Origin of the sequence: Amycolatopsis sp. cmx-4-54 (assembly GCF_046548895.1) — a bacterium.
Lineage (GTDB): Bacteria > Actinomycetota > Actinomycetes > Mycobacteriales > Pseudonocardiaceae > Amycolatopsis.
Genome location: NZ_JAEBEJ010000008.1, coordinates 171,861 through 184,344, shown reverse-complemented (window position 1 = coordinate 184,344; position 12,484 = coordinate 171,861). Strand labels below are relative to the sequence as shown.

Sequence of the window (12,484 nt, the reverse complement as noted above, 5' to 3'; positions counted from 1 at the left end):
AAGTGGGGAAAGAACGGGGAGGGATTTCACGCGGCGTAATCGGTGATGCCGCTACTACAGGCCTCGAGCGCCGGATTCGCGGCGGCGTCGGCGACGCAGACCTTGTAATAGACCCAAGATCCCTTCGCGACCGGCACGGCCTTGTCGACGTGGGTGCCGTTGCCGCCGGAGGCCCAGACGTAGAACGGGCCGGCGCCGCCCTTCAGCCAATACGCGACCACGGCCGACTTGCCGTCGGCGTTCTGGTCGTAGACCAGGAAATGCGCGTCCGACGAGCGGAACTGACCCTCGCCCGCACAGACCCCGGTGGAACATTCGGCGCTGCCGGAACCGACTCCGCAGTCGGGGGCGATCCGCTGGTCGGAGCCGGTGTAGACGTAACCGTCCGAGATGTAGCCGCCGAGCGCGGGAACGTAGTCCCACAACGTCGTGGTGCCCAGCGGACCGGTGACCGAGGTCCCGATCGTCTGGCAGTCGATGGTCACCGTGGCACCGTTGGCCACCGTGCGCACCGCGGTCGAGGAAGTGCTCGGGGCGCGGCGGACGTTCAGCGGATCACCCGCCGTCTTCACCGTCCCGGTGGCCGCGGCCAGTGCGGGAGTGGCTCCGGCGAGGCCCAGGGCGCCCGCCGTCACCAGCACGAGAAAGAAACCGGCGAGCCGCCGGACACTTGAACGCTTCATGGCGTCAGCGTCGACCGGCGTCGTACACATCACGTACAAACGCCGACGGCTGTCTGCACATGCATGCGAATGGATCTAGCCAACCATGGCGGGACGGCAATATTATCGGCGGATATGGGGCTCCTGCCGTATTGGCGGTTTAGGTGACTATTCTCGGGTTTCGCGTTCTCGGTCCGCTCGAAGTGGCGGTGGACGGGCAGGTGGTGCCGCTCGGCGGCCCAAAACCCCGGCTGCTGCTGGCCGCTCTCCTGCTCCAGCCCAACGTCGTCGTCTCCACCGAACTGCTGATCGAGGTCCTGTGGCCTTCGTCGGCTCCCCGTTCGGCGGCGGCGAACATCCGCACCTACGTCCATTCACTCCGCAAACGCCTCGCCGATCACGACCCCGAACTCGGGGAGCGCATCGGAAGCCGGGCATCCGGCTACATCCTCAAGGCCACCCCCGACGAAATCGACCACATCCGTTTCGGCGAATTGGCCGCCCGCGCGCAGGACGCGCTCGGCTACGGGGAAGCCGAATCCGCGCTGGGCCTGCTGGATCAGGCCGAAGCGCTGTGGCGCGGCGAGGTCCTCGAAGGTCTCCCCCACGACCACGGCTGGGGCGCGACCGTCGCCCGGCTGACGGAATCGCGGCTCGCGGTCCAGGAACAACGGCTACGGGCGCGGATCGAACTCGGCCGGACCGCCGAGGCCGTCGCCGAGCTGCGCGGCCTGGTCACCGAACATCCCCTGCGCGAGGAGCTCTGGCAGCAGCTGATCGTCGCGCTGCGGGCCGACGGCCGCACGGCCGACGCGATCGAAGCCTACGAGACGGCCGAGAAGGTGCTGGCCGACGAGCTCGGCACCGAACCGGGACCGCGGCTGCGGGAGCTGCGGGCATCGCTGGTCCTCACACCGTCCGCGACCCAGGACGCGGTGGCCGCCGCCCTCACCGTGCCGATGACGCCGGTCTGCCAGCTGCCGTTGGACCTGCCGGATTTCACCGGCCGCGACGAAGTGGTCAGCGCACTCGTCGGCCTCTTTCACGACCGCCGTGAACAGGGAAAACCCGCGATCGCGGTACTGTCCGGGGCGCCGGGGATCGGCAAATCCTCCGTCGCGATCCGGGTGGCGCACGCGGTCCGTGACGACTTCCCGGACGGTCAGCTGCACGTCGACCTCGCCGGGACGTCGACCTCGCCGCGCCTCCCGATGACCGTGCTCGCCGAGCTGCTCCGCGCGTTGGGCGTCCCCGACGCGGGACTGCCGCGTGATCTTCCCGAGCGCGCGGCGTTGCTGCGTTCCCGGCTCGCGACCCTGCGGATGTGCGTCGTCCTCGACGACGCCGGCAGCGCGGCGCAGGTCCGTCCGCTGCTGCCCGGCGCGGGTTCCTGCGCGGTGCTGATCACCAGCCGGGTCCGGATGCCGGATCTGGCCGGGGCCACCCCGGTCGACGTCGATCTGCTGCCCGAAGCCGAGGCCGCGAAGTTGCTCGAAGGCATCGTCGGCACCGAAAGGGTCGCCGCGGAGCCGGAGTGCGCGACCGCGATCCTGCGCCACTGCGGGTATCTGCCGCTGGCGATCCGGGTCGCCGGGGCGAAGCTGACCCACCGTCCGGGCTGGACGTTGCGCGTGCTGGCCGACCGGCTGCGGGACGAAAGACGGAGATTGGACGAACTCCGCGTCGGCGATCTCGCCGTGCGGGCCAGTGTCACGCTCAGCTACGACCTCCTGCCGATGTCGGCGGCGACCGCGTTCCGCGGCCTCGGCGGGCTCGGCTCGGTCCAGTTCCCCGGCTGGGTGGTCGCGGCACTGCTCGGCCGCAGACACGGTGAGGACGTCCTCGATGTACTGGTGGACGCTCATCTGGTCGAGCTCAGCGGCTCGGACGCCACCGGCGAGCCTCGCTACCGCCTGCACGACCTGTTGCGGTGTTACGCCCTCGAACTCCGGGCGCAGGACGTGCCGTCGAAGGCGCGCGACGCCACGAAACGGGTGCTGGAGGGCTATCTCGCGCTCGCGGTCGAAGCCGCGGACCGGATGCCGATCCATTTCTTCGGGCTCTACCGGGACGACACGGCCGTCCAGCCCACGCTGCCGCCGGGCACCGCGCAGCTGATCGAGGATCCGGCCGCGTGGTTCGCCGCCGAGCGGCACACCTGTGTCGCCGCCGTCTCGCTGGCCGCCGATCTGGGCTTCGACTCGCTGGCTTGGCGGCTCGCCGCCGCGCTCGCGCCGTACTTCGACCAGCGCGGTCATCAGGACGACTGGATGCACACGCACGCCGTCGCGCTGGCCGCCGCCCGCCGGTCCGGCGAGGTCCGCGGCGAGGCGATCATCCAGCGCAATCTCGGGCAGATCCAGCTCTACCAGGACAGTTACGCCGAGGCCCTGGTCGCGTTCGAGCAGTCGCAACTGCTGTTCGACAAGATCGGCGACGCGCGGGGCGCGGCGATCGCGCTGGCCGGGCTCGGCACCGTGCTGCGGATCAAGGGCGAGGACACGGTCGCGCTGGAGCACTGCCACGCGGCGCTCGACCAGTTCTCGGCGGCCGGTGATCCGCACGGCGAAGCCGTCGCGCGGATCGCGATCGGTGCGGTGTGGCTGGCGCGGCGCCGGTTCGCCGACGCGGAACGCTGGTTCACCGAGGCTCTCGACCAGGCCGCCCGGATCGGCGACCGGCACCGCGAGGCGCACGCGCTGAAACGGCTCGCCATGCTGCGCCAGCATCAGGGCAACCTCGCGGGCGCGCGGGAGCGGGTCGACCGCGCCATCGCGATCTTCAACGAACTCGGCGACGACCACTGCGTCGGCTACGCGAACCAGAACCTCGGCGAGCTGTATCTGCACAGCGGCGACCTGGCCCACGCGCAACTGCTGCTGGTCAATTCGCTGAGCGTGCACCGGCGCAACGGGGACCGCCGGTCCGAGGCCGAGGTTTCCCAACTACTCGGGGAACTACACGAGGCGCTGAGCCAGCCCGAGCGGTCGCGGACGTATTCGGAGCGCGCGCTGGCGTTGTGGCGGGAACTCTCCGCGCGGCCACAGGAATCCGCTCTCGCTTCGCGCCTTCAGGAGTCGGCCGAAGCGTCGTACGGCGATTCCGCGAGCGCCTGACCTTTTCGCGCGGTTCGGGACGGACGTGGATCCGGTCCGTGAAGGAGTCCTTTCCCACGGCTCAGCCGAGGGAACTCGACCTTCACACCCTTGTCGAGTACATGAAGGCCCCCTTCCTTGCGCCTAGGTACAGGAAGGGGGCCTTCATGTACTCGACGCGGCTCCAAACCGGCTACGTTCTGAAACCTTGCACGCTTGCTTTGTATCGATCGTGTACACGCCCCGGCGAAGCTCCCTTCGTAGCAACCGAGAGTGCTCGAAGGGAGACCGGAATGGTCCGGACCGTTAAGGCCCGCCGGGTGATGGCGGCCGTGCTGGCCGTGGGGGCGGTCACCGCGTTGGCCGCCAGCCCCGCGAACGCCGCGCCCGAAGGCAGCTGGCGCGCCGATCTGTCCACTGTGGACGGCGACGACGTCAACGTGCGCAGCGACGGCGGCGTGCTCAGCCTGCAAAACGCCGCCTGGCACAGAAAACCCGACTCCGTCGGCAGCCAGGGTTACCTGCTGCTGGCCGAGCAGAAGCTCGGGAAGCCGGTCAACCGCGTCACCGCCCAGGTGACCGCCGACGCGCCGAAGGGAACCGAGGTCGAGGTCGACGTCCGAGGCAAGCTCAACTCCCAGGACTGGACGGAGTGGACGCCCACCGAGGGCGGCGCCGCCCAGCTGTCCGCCTCCGTCTCCACGGTCCAGGTCCGCGTCGGACTGCGCACGGTGACCGACGGCGTGACCGCGAAGGTCAGCGACGTCACCCTTCAGGGTGAGCTCGGCCCGCAGGTCAACGCGATCGGCGCGGCCGCCGCCGCGCTGACGTACAAGGTCTACGGCACCCGCGAGGGTCTCGTCGGCGGCACCACCGCCAACGGCCACGTGATCAAGTCCCGCGACCACTTCGTCGCCCTCCCCTCGGGCCGCGGCCTCGCGCCGAAGAACACCGGCAACTACACCGTCCGCGTCTGCCGCACCGACAACAGCCGCTGCGAGTACGCGCCGGTGTGGGACGTCGGCCCGTGGAACACCAAGGACGACTACTGGAACCCGTCGGCCACCCGCCAGATGTGGAAGAACCTGCCGCAGGGCAAGCCCGAGGCGCAGGCCGCGTACCAGGACGGCTACAACGGCGGCAAGGACGAGTTCGGCCGCAAGGTGGCCAACCCGGCCGGGATCGACCTCGCGGACGGCACCTTCTGGGACGGCCTGAAGATGACGGACAACGGCTGGGTCAACGTCTCGTACCTGTGGACCGGCTCCGGCCCGACCGGCGTCGTCAGCACGGCGGGCGACCCGATGAACGTCCGGGCCTCGGCGAGCACCAGCGCGGCGATCAAGGGCCTCGCGGCGAACTACGCGAAGGTCAACATCGAGTGCTACGTCGAAGGTGAGACCGTCACCGGCAAGTTCGGCACCAGCAACGTCTGGGACCGGATCGGCCCTGGGCACTACATCTCCGACACCTACCTGCAGACCGGCTCGGACCTGCCGGTGGCGCCCAAGTGCTCTTGACCCCCTGAACCCGTTCGCCTGCCGACGTCGATCGCGGTCGCGGGGTCAAAGGCCGAACACAGACCGCGAAGGCCCGGCGTACCCCATAACGCCGGGCCTTCGCCCTTTCGTCCGCCCTTTTTCCCGCGCGGGCGGACCTGGGGCCGGGGCGTCCGCCATCGAGACTGGGCGGTAGCCACGACCTGAGGGGGTCCCCATGAACGCGCCCGATACGACCACGTTGCGCCACCGGCTGTCCGGCGCGGTGGTCACCGCCGCCGATCCCGGTTACGACGCCGCCCGCGCCGTGTGGAACGGGGACATCGACCGGCGCCCGGCGGTGGTCGCCGAATGCGCCACGCGTGAAGACGTCGTCACCGCGCTGGCCTTCGGCCGCGAAAAGGGCCTCGAGATCACCGTGCGCGGCGGCGGGCACAGTTTCAGCGGTTCCGCGGTGGTCGACGACGGTCTGGTGATCGACCTCGGCGGCCTGCGCCGGATCACCGTCGACCCGGACACCCGCACCGCGCTGGTCGGCGGCGGCGCCGTCTGGGCCGACGTCGACGAGGCGACGCAGCGGCACGGGCTCGCGACGGTCGGCGGCACGGTGAGTGACACCGGCGTCGGCGGCCTCACCCTCGGCGGTGGTTTCGGCTGGCTGACCGCGAAACACGGGCTCACGATCGACAATCTGCTCTCGGCGGAGGTGGTGACGGCCGACGGCCGGATCCTCCGGGCTTCCGAGGCGCAGCATCCGGATCTCTTCTGGGCGCTGCGCGGCGGTGGCGGGAACTTCGGTGTGGTCACGGAATTCGAGTTCCGGCTGCATCGGGTCGGCCTCGCCGAGGTCGGGATGTTCTTCTGGACGCTGGCGGACGCGCCCGAGGCGATGCGCTTGGCGAAGGACGTGATCGCGTCGCTGCCGCCCGGCACCGGTTCCATGCTCGTCGGGCTCAACGCGCCACCCGCGCCGTTCGTCCCGCCGGAGCTTCACCTCGCGCCGGGTCTCGCGCTCGTCGTCGCCGGCTTCGACGGTCCCGAACGGCACGGCCGGCTGGTCGAACGGATCCGGGGCGGGCTGCCCGCGGCGTTCGAACTGGTCACCCCGATGCCGTACGCGGAGTTGCAGAAGCTGCTCGACCCGACCGCGCCTCGGGGCATCCTCGCCTACGAGAAGTCGCTTTACGTCGCGTCCCTGTCCGAAAAGGTCATCGACCTGATCGCCACCCGCCTGCCGGACAAGGCATCGCCGACGACCGTGCTGCCGATCGTGCCGTTGCAGGACACGTTCTCGACCGTGCACGACGACGCGACCGCGTTCGGCGGGCCGCGGACGCCCGGCTTCGTCATCAGTCTGGCGGCCACCGCCCCGACACCGGAACTCCTGGCCGCGGACCGCGTCTGGGCGCGGAAGCTGTGGGAGGAAATCCTGCCGCATTCCAACAACCACGGCGGCTACCTGAACTTCATGAACGAATACGACGAAGACCGGGTGCGCACGGCGTTCGGCGCGGAGAAGTACGCGCGGCTGGCCGCCATCAAGGCGGTGTACGACCCGGACAACGTGTTCCGGCACAACGCGAACATCCGTCCCGCTGAGTGAGCCTTTTATTCACAACCATGAATGGTCTTCACAATGCCGTGATCGTCGTGCGAAACTCCCGTGACGCATTTCCCACTGACGAATGGCGGGCATTGTGAGCGTTTCCCGGCGAACCCTGCTGACCACCGCCGCCAGTGCCGCCGTCGCGGCGACGACGATCACCCCGGCCGCCGGCGCGGCCGAGGAATTATCCGACGGCCTAAGGACTTTCCGCCGAACGGCCGACTACGCGGTGACCAAGCTGCGGGCCGTCGCCCCCGGCGTGACGGCCTTTCCGGAGATCACCCGATTCGAGAAATGGACCTATTCGCAGAACGGTGGCTGGATCGGCGGATTCTGGCCGGGAACCTTGTGGCTCGCCTCGATCCACAGCGGCGACCCGCAATTCGGTACCCTCGCCATGGCGTCGGCGGAAAAGCTCGCTCCGCGCCAGTACGAGACGCGGGACCACGACCTCGGTTTCCTCTTCTACCCGTCGTGGGTGACCGGCTGGCGGCTCACCGGCGACGAGAAATGGCGCGCCGGCGCGCTCAACGCCGCCGCGTCGCTCATCCAGCGTTACAACGAAAAGGGGAAGTTCATCCGGGCATGGGGCGCGCTCGGCACGCCGACCAACGCCGGCCGGGTCATCATCGACACGATGATGAACCTGGACCTGCTGGCCTTCGCGAGCAAGCAGACCGGCGACCGGAAGTACCTCGACATCGCCATCTCCCACGCGAAGACCACGGAACGGGTCTTCCTGCGCCCGGACGGTTCGACGCCGCACGTGTTCGATTTCGATCCCGGCACCGGCGCCGAAATCGGCCCGGACACCGTGCAGGGTTACAGCCCCACGTCCTGCTGGTCGCGCGGTCAGGCGTGGGCGATCTACGGGTTCACCACGATGTACCGGCGGTCCGGTGACCCGCTGTTCCTGAGGACCGCGCAACGCTTGGCCGACTTCGCGCTGCGCGCTCTCACCCCGGACAACGTGCCGGTGTGGGACTACCTCGCGCCGCAGGCTCCGCACGACATCAAGGACTCGTCGGCCGGCGCGGTGATGGCGTGCGGCCTGCTCGACCTGGCGAAGGTCGCGAACCGGCCGCACTACCGCGAGGCGGCGATCCGGATCCTCACCGCGTTGTGCGACACCTGCCTGACCACGAAGTCCAGCCGCGCCGAGGCGATCGTGGCGCGGGGGACGCGCAACCGCCGCGCCGAGGACGGCGTCGAGGTTTCGTTGCCTTACGCCGACTACTACCTGCTGGAGGGCCTTCTGCGGGTGCTGATGCCGACGGAGATCGACAAGGCGATCGACCTGTCGAGCGTCTGACCCCGCGTCGCGGCCCTCCGGGTGCGTTGCGAAAGCCACTTTCGCAACCTTCAACGTTGCGAAAGTGGCTTTCGCAACGCACTTGGTGGACGGGCTCAGCGCACCCCCGCGCGCTGGGAACGGCCCGCTCCTGGCACGGCATCCCTGAAGGTAGTGAAGGAGGCCTTCACGGACCTTCCGGCCGGCCGCGCCTGGCCGCGAAGTGCGCTCAGCGCGCGTGGTGACCTTCGTGGCCCTCGTGACCACTGTGGTCACCATGCCCGCCGTGGTGCGCGTGGACCTTCGCGTGCCCCAGCCCGCGCCCGATCATCCACTTGTTCACGGGCACCGTCAGCACGAACGCGACGGCCAGCGCGAACGCCAGCGCGCCCCAGAACAGCAGGCTCGCCAGCCCGGCCTCCATGGCACCCGGCACCACCAGCATGACCCCGTTGTCGACGATCTCCATGACCGCGATCGACACGGTGTCGGCGGCCAGCGCGACCTTGAGCGCGGTCGCGAACGGCAGGCCCGACTTCAGCACGCCGCGCATGGTCAGCGCGTAGCCGAAGACGAAGGCGAGCGCCACCGCGAGGATGATCGTCGCCACGTTGCCGAGGCCGAGCGCCGTGCCGATCACCATGCCGAGGACCTCACCGATCGCACAGCCGGTGAGGCAGTGCAGGGTCGCCGACGCCGCCATCGACCAGCTTGCTCCATGCCGTGTCTCGTTCATGCGGGACACCATACCCCCCACCCGTATATGTGGCGCAGTGATCCGCGTCTCGCGATCGCTCACCGTCACCCCCGTAGGCCGACCCGGTAATCAGCCCAGGTCGATGAACTCACTTCCGTAACCCTTTGCGCTCATCCGGTTGACCGGGGTAACCGAAGACCCCTAGTTTCGCCGGAGGTCTCCACCGCGCGTAGACCGATCGGCTGGTTCAGGTAGTTCCGTGACTATGGGGTGGAGATGCGAGGGCCGACGAAGACGCTCGTCGTTGCCGCTGTGCTCGCTTTGGGCATGGTGTCCGGGCTGACCGGCTGCGGTGCCGAAGAACCGGCGGAGACGGCGGCGAAGCCGATCCGGATCGCCTTCGTGCCGAAGGTCGCGGGCATCCCGTACTTCGAGGCGATGAACACCGGCGGGCAGGCCGCGGCCAAGCAGCTCGGTGTCGAATGGAGTTCGACCGGTCCGGTCACAGTGGACCCCGCGGCGCAGGTCTCGATCGTGCGGGGCCTCGTCGACCAGCAGGTGGACGTCATCGCGGTCGCGCCGAACGATCCGAGGGCGATTGCCCCCGCGATCACCGAGGCGCGGGCGAAGGGCGTCCATGTGATCACTTCGGACACCGACGCGCCCGGCACCGATCGCGAGCTCTTCGTCAACCAGGCGACCCCGGAAGGCATCGGCAAGGCGCTCACCGACGCTTTGATGAAGAAGATGGGGAACGCGGGCAAGTACGCGATCGTCTCCTGCGGTGAGACCGCCGAGAACCTCAACGCGTGGATCGCCGTCCAGCGCGCGTATACCGCTACGGAGTATCCCCATGCGCAGCTCGTCGAAACGGTCTACGCCGGCGAGGACAAGGACAACGCCACCGCGCTGGCCAAAGGGCTGATGGCCAAGTACCCGGACCTCACCGGCCTGGTCGGCGAATGCACGACGTCCGCGCCCGGGGTCGCCGAGGCGGTGCGGTCGCAGCAGAAGATCGGCCGCGTCTTCACCGTCGGCGTCGGGACGCCGCAGGCGATCAAGCCGTATCTGCTGGACGGTTCCGCGTCGCTGTCGGTGCTGTGGAACGTCGAGTCGCTCGGCTACCTCACCGCGTGGGCGGGCAAGCAGATCGCCGAGGGCAAACGGCTCAGCCCGTCGAACAAGGTCAACCTCGAACTCCCCGCCATCAAGTACGAGGAGGCCACGAAGACCGTGCTCCTCGGCGACCCGCTGCTGATCACACGCGAGAACGTGGACCAGTTCAAGTACTGACTCACTGACTCACCGGGCCCGCCGGACGGCGCCCGCGGCCGCGGCGCCGCCGAGGATCAGCACCAGCGCGGTCAATCCCCACCGCCGCTTCTCCTTCGTGCGGGCGAGGGAATCGGTCTCCGCCGCCTCCTCCCGTTCCCGGGGCATGGCCGAACGAGACGGCTTCGGCGCGGGTGCGGGCGGCGGGACCACCGGAGGAGCGGGCGTGGGCGCCGGGCTCGACGACGGCGTCGGCGAGGGAGTCGGTGAAGGACTCGAACTCGGCGACGGAGAGGGGCTGGGCGAGGGCGTGGAAGACGGGCTGGGCGACGGCGTCGGAGTCCGAGAGGGTGTCGGCGTGGGTGTCGGACTCGGCTTGGGCGGTTCCGGCTTGGGCGGTTCCGGCTTGGGCGGTTCCGGCTTGGGCGGTTCCGGCTTGGGCGGTTCCGGTTTCGGCGGCTCGGGCGCGGTGAGGCAGCCCGCGGCGTCCGAAGCCGCCAGCGGCGGACCCGAACGCACCACGTTCACCTGGCCGCTTCGGTCGAGGCGGTAGAGCACGCTGCGCCCGCCGATCCGGTTCGCCGTGGCGTACAGGGCGCCGTCGCGGCCGAGCACGACCGAGCCGTAGACGTCGGCGGGCGGGAAGCGCGCGTCTTCGGCTTCGCGGACCTTGCCGGACGCCGGATCGATGGTGATCACGGCACCCTTCCCGCGCCAGGTGGTGGACACGCCGTACAGCAATCCGTTGTGGTACGCGAAATCGTTGACGTCGTGCGCGAGTGTGATGGGTCGCAGGAACACCGTCCTGATCACCCGCAGGTATCGCTCTCCCGGCGTTAAGTCCACTGTGTACAGTGTGCCGTTTCTGAGCAGGTACCAGGAATTCCCGCCGATCGCGCCGGCGGTCACTCCGGCGACGGGGCTCCACAACGGCAGCCGGTTCCCGGCTCGGGTGATCGGCCCGAGGTCCCGGGCTTTCCCGTCACGGTCGATCGTCACCGCGTGCGCGCCGCGGCTGAGTCCTTCCGCGACACCGAAGACCAGGTTCCGCTTCGCGGAGTAACCGAGCGCGTTGAGCCGGTAGCCCGGCTCGGTGACGCGCGACGTGGTCCCAGATCCGGCGTCGAGCCAGCGCAGCTTCGACTTCCCGTGCGATCCGGTCTCCGCCTGCACCACCAGACAGGACTCGGCGGCGCGCGCGGCCGTCGGGGCCAGCAAGGCGGACGCTCCCACCAGACCGGCGACGGCCACCGTCGCCGCCGTCCGCGTCACCCGGTCCACAGTGCTCACCGGCTCAAGAGATCCTCGCCAGCGCGGAGGTGAACGCGTCCGGCGGGATCCGCACACCACCGCCGAACGGGTTCTGCAGCTGGTAGATCGCGAACAGCAGCAACGTGACCGTGCCGGCCAGCGTGGACACGATCACCAGGTGCGCGGCCAGGCGGGTACCACCGAACAGGTTGGGCAGCAACGCCGAAATGAGGCTGCCGAGAATGAGAGCGAACCAGACGACACCGCCGACCCGACCGCCGACGACCGCGTTGAGCCGGTCCTGCCTGGCCTCGTAGACCTGCCAGAGCTGAGTGGCGGCCTCGGCCTTGCGCTCGCGGACCCAGTCGTCGTCCGACGGGGCCTTGTCCACCGCCTTGCGCAGGTTGTCGAGCTGCGTCCAGCCGAGATCGGGGATGCTCGTCTCCCCGCCGGCCATCAGCGGCCACTCCTTCTGCTCGACCGTGGTCATGTACTCCACGCTCAGCTTCCGCACCTCGTCCTTGACCTCGGTCCCCAGCGAATCGGCGGCCCAGACCGCGGCGACCAGGCTGTCCGCCTCGTGGTACGAGCCCTCGCGCGCCGCGCTCGCGGAGTCGAAGAGCGAGATCAGGATGAACGCGACCAGGACGGCGTGCAGCCCGCCGACGATGGTGAACACCTGACCGGCGGCGTCGTTGTTGTCGGGCCGCCCCTCGTCCCAGCCGAACCTGCGGACGAGGTAGCCGACGAAGCACGCGAGGGCCGCCGCGCCGACGACCCAGGCGATGCCGGTCAGGTAAATACCCATTCGAGTCCTTCCCGCGGAGACTGCTGAAGCTAGTTCACCCTTCCCCGAACAGAAAGACCGGTTGAATCAATTCATACCAGCGGCGGACAACAAAAAGCGGATCATCACCGGCTCGGCCCAATTTCTCAGCACTCGGCACAATTTTCGATACGCGCCGGAAAGGCGCGTCACCGGTCGGAGAGCTCGGCTTCACGACCGAGTGAGCGGCCACCACGAGACGTCACCGACCCCGCCGTATACCGGCATTTCGCGGAGCTCCGGCGCCCGAACGGCCGTCTCCGGTGCGCGCGTCCGGAGTAGCCC

General features: G+C 69.3%; 9 protein-coding genes. 5 read left to right on the top strand and 4 right to left on the bottom strand.

The features are described 5' to 3' along the window. Nucleotides 1-26: 26 nt before the first annotated feature. Complete coding sequence (locus tag ACLJQ7_RS26160) at nucleotides 27-683, bottom strand: SH3 domain-containing protein (protein ID WP_410650809.1); 657 nt, start codon at nucleotides 681-683, stop codon at nucleotides 27-29. A 143-nt stretch (nucleotides 684-826) separates the two neighbouring features. On the opposite strand from ACLJQ7_RS26160, the gene ACLJQ7_RS26155 reads away from it, so the two are divergent. From ACLJQ7_RS26155 to ACLJQ7_RS26140, 4 genes are all read left to right on the top strand, one after another. Continuing rightward, nucleotides 827-3,778 (top strand): BTAD domain-containing putative transcriptional regulator, encoded by a 2,952-nt coding sequence (locus ACLJQ7_RS26155; RefSeq protein WP_410650808.1) that lies wholly within the window; start codon nucleotides 827-829, stop codon nucleotides 3,776-3,778. 272 nt (nucleotides 3,779-4,050) lie between these two features. Then, nucleotides 4,051-5,277, top strand: coding sequence for a hypothetical protein (locus ACLJQ7_RS26150; RefSeq protein ID WP_410650807.1), 1,227 nt, complete (start codon nucleotides 4,051-4,053; stop codon nucleotides 5,275-5,277). Between the two features lie 196 nt (nucleotides 5,278-5,473). Continuing rightward, nucleotides 5,474-6,859, top strand: a complete 1,386-nt coding sequence (locus ACLJQ7_RS26145) for an FAD-binding oxidoreductase (protein ID WP_410650806.1) — start codon at nucleotides 5,474-5,476, stop codon at nucleotides 6,857-6,859. A 94-nt stretch (nucleotides 6,860-6,953) separates the two neighbouring features. After that, nucleotides 6,954-8,174 (top strand): glycoside hydrolase family 88 protein, encoded by a 1,221-nt coding sequence (locus ACLJQ7_RS26140; protein WP_410650983.1) that lies wholly within the window; start codon nucleotides 6,954-6,956, stop codon nucleotides 8,172-8,174. 208 nt (nucleotides 8,175-8,382) lie between these two features. Here the strand turns inward: ACLJQ7_RS26140 and ACLJQ7_RS26135 are convergent, their stop codons facing one another. Further along, nucleotides 8,383-8,856 carry a DUF4396 domain-containing protein gene (locus tag ACLJQ7_RS26135; protein ID WP_410650982.1) on the bottom strand — a complete coding sequence of 158 codons (474 nt, stop codon included), beginning with the start codon at nucleotides 8,854-8,856 and terminating at the stop codon, nucleotides 8,383-8,385. A 270-nt stretch (nucleotides 8,857-9,126) separates the two neighbouring features. Here ACLJQ7_RS26135 and ACLJQ7_RS26130 point away from each other — a divergent pair, with 270 nt between their 5' ends. Next, entirely contained in the window at nucleotides 9,127-10,143 is a 1,017-nt protein-coding gene (locus ACLJQ7_RS26130) for an autoinducer 2 ABC transporter substrate-binding protein (RefSeq protein WP_410650805.1), read from the top strand. Between the two features lie 9 nt (nucleotides 10,144-10,152). Here ACLJQ7_RS26130 and ACLJQ7_RS26125 read toward each other — a convergent pair whose 3' ends face one another. Both ACLJQ7_RS26125 and ACLJQ7_RS26120 read right to left on the bottom strand, forming a co-directional pair. After that, nucleotides 10,153-11,412, bottom strand: a complete 1,260-nt coding sequence (locus tag ACLJQ7_RS26125; protein ID WP_410650804.1) for a DUF6923 family protein — start codon at nucleotides 11,410-11,412, stop codon at nucleotides 10,153-10,155. A gap of 4 nt (nucleotides 11,413-11,416) precedes the next feature. Continuing rightward, nucleotides 11,417-12,181 (bottom strand): hypothetical protein, encoded by a 765-nt coding sequence (locus ACLJQ7_RS26120; RefSeq protein WP_410650803.1) that lies wholly within the window; start codon nucleotides 12,179-12,181, stop codon nucleotides 11,417-11,419. Nucleotides 12,182-12,484 lie beyond the last annotated feature (303 nt).

Excerpts from the sequence above, each read along its gene's own strand:
- ACLJQ7_RS26130 (WP_410650805.1), top strand. The coding sequence starts at position 9,127 with ATGCGAGGGCCGACGAAGACGCTCGTCGTTGCCGCTGTGCTCGCTTTG.
- ACLJQ7_RS26160 (WP_410650809.1), bottom strand. The coding sequence starts at position 683 with ATGAAGCGTTCAAGTGTCCGGCGGCTCGCCGGTTTCTTTCTCGTGCTG.
- ACLJQ7_RS26150 (WP_410650807.1), top strand. The coding sequence starts at position 4,051 with ATGGTCCGGACCGTTAAGGCCCGCCGGGTGATGGCGGCCGTGCTGGCC.
- ACLJQ7_RS26120 (WP_410650803.1), bottom strand. The coding sequence starts at position 12,181 with ATGGGTATTTACCTGACCGGCATCGCCTGGGTCGTCGGCGCGGCGGCC.
- ACLJQ7_RS26135 (WP_410650982.1), bottom strand. The coding sequence starts at position 8,856 with ATGGCGGCGTCGGCGACCCTGCACTGCCTCACCGGCTGTGCGATCGGT.
- ACLJQ7_RS26145 (WP_410650806.1), top strand. The coding sequence starts at position 5,474 with ATGAACGCGCCCGATACGACCACGTTGCGCCACCGGCTGTCCGGCGCG.